Origin of the sequence: Streptomyces sp. NPDC014727 (assembly GCF_043083485.1) — a bacterium.
GTDB lineage: Bacteria > Actinomycetota > Actinomycetes > Streptomycetales > Streptomycetaceae > Streptomyces.
Genome location: NZ_JBIBYR010000003.1, coordinates 309,680 through 323,013 on the forward strand (window position 1 = coordinate 309,680; position 13,334 = coordinate 323,013).

The 13,334-nt window shown below is 70.6% G+C and carries 10 protein-coding genes; 5 read left to right on the forward strand and 5 right to left on the reverse strand.

Annotated features, from left to right (window positions below; translation table 11 throughout):
- The first annotated feature begins 105 nt into the window (after positions 1 to 105).
- A complete protein-coding gene (locus tag ACF1B9_RS07445; RefSeq protein ID WP_391739583.1) occupies positions 106 to 1,917 on the forward strand; it encodes a hypothetical protein in 1,812 nt (603 codons plus the stop codon).
- A 308-nt stretch (positions 1,918 to 2,225) separates the two neighbouring features.
- Here the strand turns inward: ACF1B9_RS07445 and ACF1B9_RS07450 are convergent, their stop codons facing one another.
- Positions 2,226 to 3,236 (reverse strand): alpha/beta fold hydrolase, encoded by a 1,011-nt coding sequence (locus ACF1B9_RS07450; protein ID WP_391739584.1) that lies wholly within the window; start codon positions 3,234 to 3,236, stop codon positions 2,226 to 2,228.
- Positions 3,237 to 3,442: 206 nt separating this feature from the next.
- On the opposite strand from ACF1B9_RS07450, the gene ACF1B9_RS07455 reads away from it, so the two are divergent.
- Positions 3,443 to 4,393, forward strand: a complete 951-nt coding sequence (locus ACF1B9_RS07455; protein ID WP_391739585.1) for a PP2C family protein-serine/threonine phosphatase — start codon at positions 3,443 to 3,445, stop codon at positions 4,391 to 4,393.
- A 20-nt stretch (positions 4,394 to 4,413) separates the two neighbouring features.
- On the opposite strand, the gene ACF1B9_RS07460 is transcribed toward ACF1B9_RS07455, so the two are convergent.
- The 3 genes from ACF1B9_RS07460 to ACF1B9_RS07470 form a co-directional block, all read right to left on the reverse strand.
- Positions 4,414 to 5,619, reverse strand: a complete 1,206-nt coding sequence (locus ACF1B9_RS07460; protein WP_391739586.1) for an aromatic acid exporter family protein — start codon at positions 5,617 to 5,619, stop codon at positions 4,414 to 4,416.
- 132 nt (positions 5,620 to 5,751) lie between these two features.
- Entirely contained in the window at positions 5,752 to 6,903 is a 1,152-nt protein-coding gene (locus ACF1B9_RS07465) for a glycosyltransferase (protein ID WP_391739587.1), read from the reverse strand.
- 91 nt (positions 6,904 to 6,994) lie between these two features.
- Positions 6,995 to 8,464 (reverse strand): APC family permease, encoded by a 1,470-nt coding sequence (locus ACF1B9_RS07470; RefSeq protein ID WP_391739588.1) that lies wholly within the window; start codon positions 8,462 to 8,464, stop codon positions 6,995 to 6,997.
- 245 nt (positions 8,465 to 8,709) lie between these two features.
- Here ACF1B9_RS07470 and ACF1B9_RS07475 point away from each other — a divergent pair, with 245 nt between their 5' ends.
- The 3 genes from ACF1B9_RS07475 (at position 8,710) to ACF1B9_RS07485 (ending at position 12,288) form a co-directional block, all read left to right on the forward strand.
- Positions 8,710 to 10,158, forward strand: coding sequence for an aldehyde dehydrogenase family protein (locus ACF1B9_RS07475; protein ID WP_391739589.1), 1,449 nt, complete (start codon positions 8,710 to 8,712; stop codon positions 10,156 to 10,158).
- A 100-nt stretch (positions 10,159 to 10,258) separates the two neighbouring features.
- Positions 10,259 to 11,674 carry an NAD(P)/FAD-dependent oxidoreductase gene (locus ACF1B9_RS07480; protein WP_391739590.1) on the forward strand — a complete coding sequence of 472 codons (1,416 nt, stop codon included), beginning with the start codon at positions 10,259 to 10,261 and terminating at the stop codon, positions 11,672 to 11,674.
- A gap of 80 nt (positions 11,675 to 11,754) precedes the next feature.
- Complete coding sequence (locus ACF1B9_RS07485; RefSeq protein ID WP_376208477.1) at positions 11,755 to 12,288, forward strand: Lrp/AsnC family transcriptional regulator; 534 nt, start codon at positions 11,755 to 11,757, stop codon at positions 12,286 to 12,288.
- Between the two features lie 7 nt (positions 12,289 to 12,295).
- On the opposite strand, the gene ACF1B9_RS07490 is transcribed toward ACF1B9_RS07485, so the two are convergent.
- Positions 12,296 to 13,249 (reverse strand): hypothetical protein, encoded by a 954-nt coding sequence (locus ACF1B9_RS07490; RefSeq protein ID WP_391739591.1) that lies wholly within the window; start codon positions 13,247 to 13,249, stop codon positions 12,296 to 12,298.
- Positions 13,250 to 13,334 lie beyond the last annotated feature (85 nt).

The window sequence follows — 13,334 nt, forward strand, 5'->3', positions numbered from 1 at the left end:
GTGAACCCCTTGCCGAGGCGGCGACATCGGCCTAGCCTCTGGAAAACGTTTCCCGCGCATAGCCGAAGATCGTCGGCCCGACGGTCGCGAGCTGGAGGACATCCCGTGCACCCTGCCTGGTCGGCCGCCGAGTACGACCGCACCCTGCTGCGAGCGGCCCTTTCCGAAGGCGACCGCTGCTGGGACCCCGAGGCGAACCTGCTGCAGACCGAAGCCCCGTACAACCCCATCCACACACACATCAAGGGCGGCCTCGCCCACCCCACCCGCAACTCCCTGCAGTACGCACTGCTCCTGCTGGAACGGGGCGGTGCGGGCGACGCCGAGCGCGCGCACGCCGTGATCCTGCGGATCGCGGAGCTCCAGGACCGGTCGGTGGAGAGCGCCACCTACGGCATCTGGGGCTACTACGCCGAGGAAACCGCGGCGGAGATGGACCCGGCCGACTGGAACTGGGCGGACTTCCTCGGGATCCAGTTGCTGCTGGTGCACGCCCGGCACGGCGACCGCCTGCCCCCCGCCGTACTGCGGGAGGTCCGGGAGTCGGTGCGGCACGCGGCGGCGTCGATCGTCCGCAGGAACGTCCCCATGTCGTACACCAACGTTGCCGTGATGGGCACGTTCGTCACGCTCGCGGCCGGCAGACTCCTCGACGACGAGAAGCTGTTCGCCTACGGCAAGGACCGTATGGTGCGACTGTGCGAGGCGATCGACACAACCGGCAGCTTCACCGAGTTCAACAGCCCGTCCTACTGGGGCGTCGTCCTCCAGACCCTGACCCTGATCAGGGAGCACGTGCGTGACGAGGAGGTGCTGGTCCTCAACGACCGTCTGCACGACCGGCTCTGGCTGCACTTCCTGGCCCGCTGGCATCCGCCGACCCGTCAGCTCTCCGGTCCGATGGCCCGTTGCTACAGCAATGATCTGGGCGTGCCGCCGTTCCTGGTGAAGGCGGTACGCGGGGTGCTGGGCGCCCCGGAGGTCCACCCCGTCCGGGGGGAGATGTCGGTCGGAGTGGACTCCTGCGTGGACTACCGCGTGCCCGACTGGGCCCTGCCGCGGCTGCTGGAGCTGGAGGGTGAGCGCGAGCACCGGGAGCTCTTCGCCGGGAGCCCGTTCCCGGAGACGGGAACCACCTGGCTGGACACGGTCACCACGCTGGGCAGTGTGAACCACCAGGACACCTGGCTGCAGCGGCGCCCGCTGTTCGGCCACTGGGTACGTCCCGACGGCACCCCCGGGCATCTGCACGTCCATCTGCTGAAGGACGACGGCGCGGAGGACTTCGACTTCGCCTCGGGGGTCATCTCCACCGTGCAGAGCGGCCCGCACGTCGTCTGGCTGACGGGCTTCGCCTGCCCGGCGGGCGACCGGCACCACCACCTCGACATGATCCGGCCGGGTGACCGGTTCCGGGTGCGGTCACTGCGACTGGTGACGGACGTGATCGGCGCACCGCCCGTGCCGGAGACCTCCGCGGTCGACGGTGGTGTCGATCTCGATCTGGGGACGGCACGGCTGGCCTTCAGGCTGGCCGGGGGCAGCTTCGGCGGCCGTAGGCCGACGGTCCGGGTGGTCCCGCGCGCCGACGGGATACGGATCGAGGTCGTCCTCTTCGAGAGCCAGAGCCCGGCGGAGCTGGACTGGGCGACGCTGGGCGACACCTTCGCCGCGGGGTCCCTCTCCCTCGTACCGTCCGCCACGAGGCCGACCGGGGAGCAGGTGCCGGACCCCGAGGTGGACGGCGCCGGTGACTGCGCGGAGGTGCGCTGGACGACGCCCCAGGGGCGGCGGCTCACCCTGCGCGGCGGCCGGTCGGTGGTGTCCCGCGAGGAGCACGCCGCGCTGTACTCCGCAACGCTGGACGGCGCGGCACCGCCCTCGCCCCGTCTGTCGGAGTCCCGGCTGGTGCCGTAGACCCGGGCCCCGCTCCGGCCCGGGGCCGGAGCGGGGTTCGTCGGCAGGAACCGGGGGGCCGCGGCTACCGTCGTGCAGCGACCCGGTGGGCGAACCCGGCCGGGTGGCAGGCGAGTTGGAGTCCCCCGTAGGCAGGAGCCGCATGACGAGGGAGCCCGGACGACCGCCTGTTCACGCACCGACGCCGTGACGGCGGCGGCCCGCCGCGGCGGGGGACGTGATCCCCGTGACGGACATGACATCGCCGACGAACACACTGGCGGGCCGGTCCTGGGACCGGCCCGCACCCGAACCCTCACCGACGGGTGTCAGAGAGCTGTTCCGGGCCCGCTGCCGGCGGCCCGACGCCTGCGGACGGCCGTCACGAGGCCGGCGCCGGTCACGACGGTCACGCCCGCGAGTCCACCGAGGCAGGCCAGGACCAGCGTGCTGGTGCCCGTCGAGGCCATGGTGGACGCGGCCGGTGTGTTGTCTCCGGCGGCCTTCCGGACGAGATCTGCGACGGCGTCGGGGCGCGACACCATCGCGACGTGCGAGGAGTCGACCTCGACCAGGTGGGACTTGGCGCGCTTGGCCTCGTAGCGTTCGAGGTCCGGGGCGATGGCCTTGTCACGGGTGGCGACCAGCGCCCAGGACGGGATGGTCCTCCAGGCGGCCGCCGCCGCCTTCTCCATGAACGCGGCCCCGTTGATGGGGCGTTGGGCAGTGGCCATGACAGCGGTGGTACCCGACGGCACGTCCGCCGCGAAGACGTCGTGGAACTTGGCGGGCCGGATGTACAGGTCGGCGCCTTCCCCGCCTTCGGCGTCGGCGTCCGGGAACGGCACCGGTTTCAGCGCCGCGTTCAGCTCGCTTCCGGCGAACTTCGCGGACAGATCCGCGAGCCTCTCCCCCTTGTCCGGCATGAGCGCGGAGACGAACACCAGTGACTTCACCTGCGGGTTCCCCGCGGCGGCGTCGCTGATCACCGCACCTCCGTAGGAGTGCCCGGCCAGCACGATCGGGCCCCTGATGCTCTTCAGCACACTGGCTATGTACGCGGAGTCATGGGCGAGCCCGCGCAGCGGATTGGCCGGGGCCATGACTTCGTAGCCGGCCCGTTGCAGTCGTTCCGTCACGCCGTTCCAGCTCGATGCGTCGGCGAATGCGCCGTGCACCAGCACCACCGTGGGCTTGGCGCCGGCCGCATCGGCGCTGCCGTCGGCCGCGACGGCAGCGGGGGCCGCGGCGAGGGCCGCCGTGGTGAGTGTGGCGGCGACGATCCGCGCGCGACGCCCGGGTGTCCGTGTCCGCGGGGCGAGGAAGACCGAGACGGTCATGCTGTTCTCTCTTCGTCGAGGAGCGGTTGGTAGGCCCAGCGTTGCCAGGCCCGGCCGCAACGGCGCGACACGAGAAGCAGGCGGGTGAAAGCGGCCGACCGTCCGGGTGAGCTCCCGGCGACGCAGAGTGACGAAGGGTGTTGCGGGGCCGCGCCGGTCCGCTGTCACGGGGCGCGGGGGCGGACCGGGTGAGGTATCCCGGAAACATGGATTCCCGGCTGTTCCCGCAGCTGTTCCGGAAGACCCGAAGGCGCAGGAACGCTCTCGTGGCGATGCCGTTCGCGCTGATCGCCGTCGTCACGGTGGTCGATGTCCTCTCGCCACCGCATGTGCATCTCGGCCCGTTCCTCGTGGCGGCTCCCGCAGTGACAGCCTCATTCACCGGGCCGCGCATGACCGCCTTCGTCGGCGCGGTCGCCGTGCTGGCCCAGTCCGCGGTGGCCGTCATGCGCAGCAGCATCAACGACCTCGACCACACCTACCAGATCGTCGCACTCGTTCTCATCTCGGCCTTCGTCACCTTCTTCGCCCGGCTGAGAGAACGGAACGAACAGGCGGTGTCCCGGCTGCGGTCGGTGGCCGAGGCCGCGCAGCAAGTGGTGCTGCCGGCCTTCCCCGCTCTTTCCGGCCAGGAGTCGCACCTGATCGACCTGGTGGCGCGTCTGGAGGCGAGCGTCGCGCCGGACCAGCAGTGCGCCGTTCACACGGGCGGGGGCGGGGGCGACGACCAGGAGCTCGCGGAGTCCTTCGTCACCGCGGCCCTTCTCGACATCCCCGATGCCGGCGCCGAACTGCGCCTGGTCAGCTGCGGTCATCCACCGCCGCTCCTGCTGCGCGCCGGAGAGGCGATCCCACTCATTGTGCGAGTACCCGCCCCGCCGCTCGGGCCGGCGCATCTGCTGGTCACCGAACACATGGCGGAGACGTTCGCCTTCGACGTCGGCGACACTCTGCTTCTGTACACCGACGGCGTCATCGAGTGCCGGGACCGGTCAGGGGTCTTCTATCCGCTCCCGGAACGGGCCGCGTCGCACTGCGGCAGCGGGCCGGGCTCCCTGCTGGAGTCCCTCTGCGCCGACCTGGTCCGCCACGCCGGGGGTCGTCCGGGTGACGACGCGGCCATGGTCGCCATCGAACGGCTTCCGGCCTCCGGATGATGCCGTCCGCCCGCGCCGTCTCAGTTCCGGGTGCCTCCGAGCCGTCGCGACACCGCGTGCAGCCAGGGATGACGGTCGTGCGCCTGCGCGGAGCGCCGGTCGAGCTCCTTGCCGAGGCGTTCCGTGCGCTTGTCGATGTCGAGCTCGTCCAGAATCCGGTCGACCTCTGCGAGCAGGGCCCCGTGCAACTGCCATTGCCCGGGATGTTCCGAGACGTCATCGAGGAGCAGATCCGCCACCCGGTCGCGGGTCGCGCGGCTGATGGCGAGTGCGCGGGCCAGCCGGTCCTCGGCCTCCTCGGCGTTCTCCGCGACCGGAGTGGTGATCAACTCCGAGAAGCTCTCGATGGCGTCGGCCATCTGTCCGAACAGTTTCCTGAGGGATTCGGCCACGTCGGCGGGGAACAGCGTCTCGTCGGTACGGGCCTTGGCCAGGTCGGTCAGCGTGCGTGACAACACCCGCAGCACCACGGCACAGATCTCCAGGGTGTCCAGACCGGTACGGAGCACGACCCGGTACAGCAGTCCCTGCCTGACGCGCGGATTGAGGGTGAGGCCCTCCTCGGCCTGCCGCAGCGAGGCGTCGACCTCCACGATGTCGTGGTCCAGCCGACGGGCCTCATGGAGCCGGTCGGCCGCCCGCTGGACGGAGATGTGCCCGTCCACGTCCGCCCCCATCGCACGGAACATCCGCCCCATCGCCCTGGCCAGACTGTCGATGGAGGCACCCGCGGACTGCACCCACACGGGCGGCGCGAACAGCAGGTTGAACAGCAGTCCCACACCTGCGCCGATCAGGGTCTCCAGCACACGGTCCCAGGCGGTGGAGGCGACCTGGGACACGCCCAGTACGAGCATCGCGCTGATCGCCACCTCGGGTACGAACTCGTCCACCCGCACCAGCCGCCCGATGATCAGCGAGGCGAAGATCGTCAGTCCGAGACTCCACCAGCTCAGGCCGACCAGGGAGCTGAACACAGTGGCGATGAGCACGCCGACGACAACGGAGTTCACCCGGCGGATCCCCGTGGTGAGGGTGGCGTAGAGGGTGACCTGCACGACGAGGAGCGCGGTGAGCGGTGCCGTGAGGGGTGCCGGATGCGGAAGGGTCCACACCGCCACGACGTAGGCGATGACGGCTGCTGCCGTGGAGCGCAGGGTCTGCGCTCCGACCGGCTCGGTGGTGCGCCGGACAAGCTTGATCACGGGTGCGGATACTCCTGGCATCTCTTTCCCATGCCCGCCGGTGCGCCGTCGCAGCGCCCCTGCGCACCGAACCCCACCGTACGGACGTGCCCGTCCGGTTCGGCGGCACCCCTTCCGCACGTGTGCCGGGGGAGCGGCCGAGGCGGTCGCGGCTCAGGAGTGCGGATCGAGAGTGCCGATCAGTTCTGAGCATGTGGTGGTGGCCCGCATCTCGTCGGCCAGTCGGCCGGCCCGCGCCCGGTACGACGGATCCTTGAGCAACACTTCGGCGGCAGACCGGATGCGGGAGACGTCGTCGGGGCCGAGCACCGCCGAATCGTCCGCCGGACCACCGGTCGGGGTGACGGCGAGTCCCGCACCCGCCCCGGTGACCAGCAGGGCGTTCACCGGTTGGTCGGCGAAGAGGGGGACGCAGACCGACGGGACACCTGCCGCCAGGGCCCCGAAGACCGTCCCCGACCCACCGTGGCAGACCACGAGCGAGGCGCTGTCGAGGACATCGGCCTGCGGCACCCACGCCTCCACATGGACATGGGGCGGAAGCGGTCCGAGGCCCTGCAGATCGGTGCCGCGGCCCGCGGTGAGCAGTATCCGTACCGGCAGCCCGCTCACCGCCTCCAGCACTGCCCGGTACAGGGCGGTGGCGGTCGGCATGGCGCCCGCCTCGGTGCCGAGGGTGATGTAGACCAGAGGTTCCGTGCTGCCGCCCCACCGGTCCGGCAGCACACCGGGCCGCGAGAGCTCGTGGTAGCGGCGTGTCACGGCGTACGGGGAGGGATCCAGGGAGGCCGGCAGCCGCGTCAGATACGGGGACGCGCGGAGCCGTTCCGTGATGCCGGGGCCGTACGGTTCCAGCACGGTGGCCAGCAATGCGTCGGTGGACCGGGCGAAACGCGCGGCCGAGACCGCGACCCGGGCGTGCGCAATGCCCTGCCGCTCGGCGGCCACCACCGACGCGAACTCATAGGCCTCGTGCAGCACGAGGTCGGGCCGCCACGTGCGGCAGGCCTCCTCCAGTGCGGGAAGCATCGCGGCGACACCGAGCCGGCCGAACACCTCCGTGGTCATCAGTGAAGCGCCCTCGTCCGGGGGCAGTTCCAGGACGCGCTTCATCACCCGCGTCAGCTCGTCGCGGGGCGGTTCCCCGCCGATGCGGTACGGCTGCTCCCTGGCCGCCAAGGACGCTTCGAGCCCCGGCGGGGCGACGACGAGGACGTCGTCGCCCCGGGCCGTGCACGCGTCGATGAAGGGAATGAGCGGGTGGAAGTGACCCGATCCTCTGGTCGAGGCGAAAAGTACACGCATGGGCCCGAGACTAGGGAGCACCAACTCTTGTCCGCAGGACCACTTTCCGCCTGTTTTCCAGCACGTTGACGCGATGTGGACGCCGCCCGCGTCAGGCCGGCCGGCCGTCGGTGGACCGCCGGTCGTCGACGGGCCGCCGGTCCTGCACCTTGATCCGGTACAGCCACAGCAGCACCGCCACCACCAGGACGGCGAGCGCCACACCCAGTTCGGTGTAGCCGCCGTACCCGGTGATGGAGAATCCGGTCGCGCCCACCACCAGAACCACGGTGAGGAAGCCGGCGAGCGTCCAGGCCAGCGGCACGAAGAACCGGGGCAGCCGGATGGGCCGCACGGCGTCGGGCCGGTCCCTGCGCAGCAGTGCGAATCCGGAGACCGCCAGCACATGGGCGAGGATGTACCCCAGGTTGCCCGTGACGATGATGGCCAGTGGGGTCTGAAGCACCGTCAGCACGAAGACGTTCAGCACCAGGGCCACCAGCAGGGCCCTGGCCGGCACGCCGCGCCGGTTCAGCACCCCCACCTGCTTGATGGTGAGTCCCGCCTTGCCCATCTCGTACAGCACCCGGGAGCCGTCGGCGAGGCCGGTGATCATGATGAGGAGCAACGAGGCGATCAGGAAGACCACCATGAGGTCGGAGGCACCGCCCACCAGATCCTGGAAGGCGCCGACGAAGAAGGTGGTGGGCTCCTCGCCGATGGCCTTCTCGCCGACGTATCCCGACAGGGTCAGCGGCAGCAGGATGAAGACCCCCAGGGAGAACAGCACCCCTGCGCGCAAGGCCCGGGTGGTGTCGCGCACCGTGTCCTTGTACTCGGGCGCGAAGGTCGCGCACACCTCCACACCGAACGAGGTCCACGCCATGACGTACAGCCACACCAGGGCCTCGCGCAGTCCCGCGGCACCGTGCAGGTTCCAGTGCAGGCCCTGTGCGCTCCAGTCACCGGAGAACAACGGCAGGACGATGAAGACGGCGAGCGGGATCAGCAGCGCACCGCCGGTGACGTAGACGACCCACATGGCGACGTGCAGGCCGATCATCGCGGCGCCGAACAGCAGCAGCATGACGAGCAGGCCCACCGCTATGGGGAAGTCCACCTTCAGCGGTCCGAACTCCACGCTCCAGTCCTGGCCGGGGAACCACTGGGCCCGGACGAAGGAGCCGATGAGCCCGGAGTAGACCGCGAGGGCCGTGGTCCAGGGGAACCAGTAGCCGATGCTCGCGATCGGGCCCACCACGGGTGCCCGCTTCTTCCAGCCCTCGGTCGCGTAGTGCGCGATCCCTCCGGAGGAGTCGGGGAACATCGCGGCCAGTTCGGTGTAGATCCAGTTGGTCGCCGTGGCCAGCACCATCGAGGCGGCCCACAGGGCGATGGCACCCCAGGCTCCGAGACCGCCGATGGAGGCGCCGAGCGAGGCGATCAGCGCCGCGGGCATGGTCAGCGACATCGCGAATCCGTCGAACCAGCTCATCTTCTTCGGCAGTGCGGCGGCCGCCGCTCCCGACGGGTGCGAAGGGTCCGAAGAGGGCGGGGCCGGCGTTTGTGGCTGGGATGACATGGCGTTCCCCTCAGGGTGGGCGCAGGCAGGAGTGCCGATGTGGCCTGGTTATAAGGGAAGCGAAAAACGCCTGTCAATACTCATGAATGAGCAGTGATCCAATTAATTGATTGCTGATTCAGCAGTCTTGACAGTTCCTGATTGCTCGGGGAGTCTCCAGTCATCGCTTCGCACCGGACCCGGGACGGCGCGGCTCCGAGCCGACGCGCCCTTTCCCGTTCAGGACAGGACAGAGAGGCCAACGCATGACCACCCCGACCTCCGACCGGCACCAGCTCTTCATCGACGGCGCCTTCACCGACGGCACCTCCGGGAACATCCATGAGGTCATCAGCCCCGCGACGGGCGAACTCGTGGGCAGCTTCCCCCTGCCCGCGGCCGCCGATGTCGACGCCGCCGTGCGTGCCGCGAACGAGGCCCAGCCGGCCTGGGCCGCGACCAATGTGTGGACCCGCGCCGAGCTCTGTCACCGCATCGGAACGGAGCTCGGCAGGCGCGTGGACGAACTCGCCCGCCTCCAGTCCCTGGAACAGGGCAAGCCGCTCGCCGAGTCCGTCGCCGACATCGAGGAGGCGGCCAAGCTCTTCCATCTGCACGCCGAGGACGCCGTACGGCTGCACGGCGAGACGCTGCCCTCCACCGACAACACCAAGCGGATGTTCACCTTCCAGCGTCCGGTGGGCACATGGGGCATCATCACGCCGTGGAACTTCCCGCTGCTGATGCTCGCGGAGTTCGTCGCCCCGGGCCTCGCCACCGGCAACGCCCATGTCGTCAAGCCGCCGGCGAACACCCCGCTGACCGTCCTCAGGGCGATGGAGGCGTTCGTCGCCGCCGGGCTGCCCGCCGGCCTCGTCAACATCGTGCCCGGTGAGGGCGAAACCGGCGACGCGCTGGTGCGTCACGAGGGCATTCACGCGATCGGCTTCATCGGCTCCTCCGCGACCGGGGCGAAGATCCAGTCCGCCGCCGGACTCAAGCGCTCGATCATGGAGTGCTCGGGCAACGGCCCGCTCGTCGTGCTCGCCGACGCCGATGTCGAGGCTGCCGCCAAGGCCGCCGTCGACGGCGCCTACCCGTGCGCCGGGCAGGTCTGCTGCGCCACCGAACGCGTCATCGTGCATGCCGACATCCATGACGAGTTCGTCGAGGCCGTCCTGCGCGAGGCCCAGCGCATCACCCTCGGCGACCCGTTCGATCCCAAGACCGTGCTCGGCCCCCTCAACAACGAGGGCGTCGCGGCCAAGATGGACCGGCACATGGCCGACGCCCGCGAGCGGGGCGCACGCATCCTGCTCGGCGGCAAGCGTGCCTCCGGCCACCCCACCGATCTCTACTACGAGTTCACCGTGGTGGACGGGGTCCCCGAGGACAGTCTGCTGTCCCGTGAGGAGTCCTTCGGACCCGTCGTCCCGATCATCACCGGACAGGACGAGGACGATCTGCTGCGCATCGCCAACGACGACAAGCTGGGCCTCCAGGGCGCCGTCTTCACCCGGAGCATGACCTCCGCGTTCCGCTTCATCGAGGAAATGGCCGTCGGCCAGGTCGTCGTGAACGAGAGCAACAACTGGTGGGACATCAACATGCCGTTCGGCGGCGCCGGCAGCCGGTCCACCGGCTGGGGCCGCATCGGCGGCAAGTGGACGCTCATGGACATGACCGACACCCGCACCGGCGTCATCAGTCTCTGACCGCCCCGCCCGCTCCCGCCCGCCGCCGACCGGGGCCCCGACCAGCGTCGGGGCCCCGGCCCACGCTGCCCCACCACGCCGGCAACGAGGTACCCGCCACATGACCACCGCCGCCCCCCGCCCCACCGACCACCGCAGCCGCCTGCGTGACACGGAGGCCGCCCCCTACTGGCTGGACCGGCCCGAGCACCCCACGTCCCTGCCCCGGCTGACCGCCGACACCACCTGCGATCTCGCCGTCGTCGGCGGTGGCTACACCGGCCTGTGGACCGCGCTGCTCGCCAAACGCGCCGACCCGGAACGGGACGTCCTCGTCCTCGAACAGAACACCTGCGGCCACGCGGCCAGCGGCCGCAACGGCGGCTTCTGCTCACCCAGCCTCACCCACGGCCTCGCCAACGGCGCAGACCGCTGGCCCGCCGAGGCCCGGCTGCTGCACCGCCTGGGCATGGAGAACTTCGAGGCCTTCCGGCGCGACCTGGACACCCACGGCATCGACTGCGGATTCGTGCGCGGCGGCAAGGTCACCGTCGCCGCCACGCCCTGGCAGGCGGAAGGACTCAACAGCGCCCATACGCTCGCCCACCGGTACGGCGAGCGGACCAGGCTGCTGAACCGTGCGGAACTGCGGGCGTACATCGACTCCCCCGGCTGGACCGCCGGCCTCTGGTCCCCCGACTACGCGCTCCTGGACCCCGCCCGGCTCGTCTGGGGCCTGCGCGCCGCCTGCCTGGACCTCGGGGTCCGCATCGCCGAGCACACCGAGGTCACCGCCCTGACCACCCGTCATGCCGGCCGGGTGCGCCTCGCCACCCCGTACGCGGCGGTCGGCGCCCGGCAGGTCGCTCTCGCCACCAATGTCTACCGGCCCCTGCTGAGGCGCCTCTCGCTCAGCATGATCCCGGTCTACGACTACGCCCTGACCACCGAGCCCCTGAGCGACGAGCAGCTTGCCGCCATCGGCTGGATCGGCGACCACGGAATCACCGACGCGGGCAATCAGTTCCACTATCTCCGCAAGACCGACGACAACCGCATCCTCTTCGGCGGCTACGACGCCATCTACCACTACGGCAATCGGGTCGACGAACGGCTCACCCAGCGACCCGCCACCTTCGACACCCTCGCCGCCCAGTTCGCCGAGGCCTTTCCCGCCCTCGCCGATGTCCGCTTCTCGCACTCCTGGGGCGGTGTCATCGACTCCACCACCCGCTTCTGCATGTTCGCCGGCACCGCGGCACACGGCCGGATCTCCTACGCGCTCGGCTTCACCGGGCTCGGCGTCGGCGCCACCCGGTACGGTGCCCAGGTCATGCTGGACCTGCTCGCGGGGAGGCGCACGGACCGGCTCCGGCCCGCGATGATCCGTCGGCCCCCGATGCCCTTCCCTCCGGAGCCGGTCCGGTATCTGGGCGTCGAGGCCACCCGCTGGTCCATGGCCCGCGAGGACACGCACGGCCATCGAAATCTGTGGCTGCGCACCCTGGACCGACTCGGCCTCGGTTTCGATTCCTGAGCCGGGCAGGATAGGCCGCACGACCGAAGATCCAGGCCCGCACACCGTGACGGGCCGTAGACGAGAGCCGGAGCAACAGCATGAGCACGCTGGGTGGCAGCCCCCTGGACGACACCGACCGCCAGATCATCGCCGCACTCCAAGCGGACGGCCGCCGCCCGTACAGCCAGATCGCCGAGGAACTCGACATCCCCGCCTCCTCCGTGCGCTACCGCGTCCAGCGCATGGAGGAGAACGGCACTCTCCAGATCGTCGGTATCGCCAACCCGCTGACCATCGGCTTCGACCGGTTCGCCATGGTCGGCATCCGGGTGAGGCCGGGCAGCGCCCAGGAGGTCTGCCGACGGCTGAGGGAACTGCCCGAGACCTCCTACGTCATCATGACGGCGGGCACCTACGACGTGATGGTGGAGGTGATCTGCCGGGACACCGACCACTTCACCGATCTGATGAACCGCAGACTGCATCAGATCGACGGAATCGTCTCGACCGACTCCTTCTTCGTACTGGAAGTGCACAAGCTGGCGTACGGCTGGGGCGTCGGCGAGGTGGACACCTCGCTGCTCGACGCCCCGCAGCCGCCGCTGGGGGCGGGCCTCGACCAGCGCGCCTGAGCGGTCCTCAGTCCGTGAATCCCACGTGGACATGGTCGTGATGGGTGGCGTCGGTGAAGAACTGATACGCCGTCGCGCCTCCGGAGGGCCGGACCGGCCCGCCGACGTTGTACGAGCCGGCCGCCGCCGCGTCGCGCATGAACGACTCGATCAACCGGCGCGACGTGGCCGGATCGACGACCATGTGCCCGTCGATCCGCCCCACGTCGAAGGCCCGGCCCGGTGGGTGATCGCTGGGCCGGTCGGTGCCGAACACGTACAGCGGGTGCCCGGAGCGGATCACGCTGAGGTCCATCCGGTACGTTCCGGCCAGGCTCAGCAGGGCCCGCAGCACGCTCGGGTGGACGTGCCCGCTGCGGATGTCCGCCTCGGCCGCGGGCGGCAGATCAATCCGCGGTTCGGCCAGCACCCGCTTGGCCTGAGTGGGCAGCGCGGCTGCGGCGGGGCCGGGGCGGGCCGGGTGGAGATCGGTGACCTCCCAGTGAGGCCGGGCCCGGCTCAGCCGTACGTCGACGGTCGTGCCGCCCGCGTGGCCGGGTGTCCACTGACGGCACACCACCAGCACACTGGCCGAGTCGGCCAGAATCCCGCCGTACTGCGCGTCGATCACCTGGAGTGCGGCCCGGTCCGCGTCGGGGCGCAGCGCGCCCGCCCGGTCCACCAGTGACGGCGCCGCCCCCAGCGCGGCCACCCGTCTCTTCGCCGCCGCCGCACCGCCCTGGCCGCCGGGCCAGGCGCCGATCGCCTCCACCACCCGCACGGCACGCAGCTTCACGTCGGGGTCCACATCGCCCCGGTCGGGACGCCAGGCCGTGGTCGTCGGCAGGAGTGGGAGCGGGGACCGGGATACGGACGTGGCCGGGGCGGCCTCCGTCCGGGAGGTCGCGGAGCAGCCCATGGGTCCCGCGAGCAGTCCGCCGGTGCCGAGCAGCAGGGCACGTCGGCCGAATGAGGGTGGCATGCGATGTCCCGTTCCTTCTCCCGTGCCGATCCCCTCCCTATCTCCCGTGCCGATCCCTTCCTATCTCCCGTGCCGATCCCCTCCT

Excerpts from the sequence above, each read along its gene's own strand:
- ACF1B9_RS07450 (WP_391739584.1), bottom strand. The coding sequence starts at position 3,236 with ATGACCGTCTCGGTCTTCCTCGCCCCGCGGACACGGACACCCGGGCGT.
- ACF1B9_RS07475 (WP_391739589.1), top strand. The coding sequence starts at position 8,710 with ATGACCACCCCGACCTCCGACCGGCACCAGCTCTTCATCGACGGCGCC.
- ACF1B9_RS07460 (WP_391739586.1), bottom strand. The coding sequence starts at position 5,619 with ATGCCAGGAGTATCCGCACCCGTGATCAAGCTTGTCCGGCGCACCACC.
- ACF1B9_RS07485 (WP_376208477.1), top strand. The coding sequence starts at position 11,755 with ATGAGCACGCTGGGTGGCAGCCCCCTGGACGACACCGACCGCCAGATC.
- ACF1B9_RS07470 (WP_391739588.1), bottom strand. The coding sequence starts at position 8,464 with ATGTCATCCCAGCCACAAACGCCGGCCCCGCCCTCTTCGGACCCTTCG.
- ACF1B9_RS07455 (WP_391739585.1), top strand. The coding sequence starts at position 3,443 with ATGGATTCCCGGCTGTTCCCGCAGCTGTTCCGGAAGACCCGAAGGCGC.
- ACF1B9_RS07465 (WP_391739587.1), bottom strand. The coding sequence starts at position 6,903 with ATGCGTGTACTTTTCGCCTCGACCAGAGGATCGGGTCACTTCCACCCG.
- ACF1B9_RS07480 (WP_391739590.1), top strand. The coding sequence starts at position 10,259 with ATGACCACCGCCGCCCCCCGCCCCACCGACCACCGCAGCCGCCTGCGT.
- ACF1B9_RS07490 (WP_391739591.1), bottom strand. The coding sequence starts at position 13,249 with ATGCCACCCTCATTCGGCCGACGTGCCCTGCTGCTCGGCACCGGCGGA.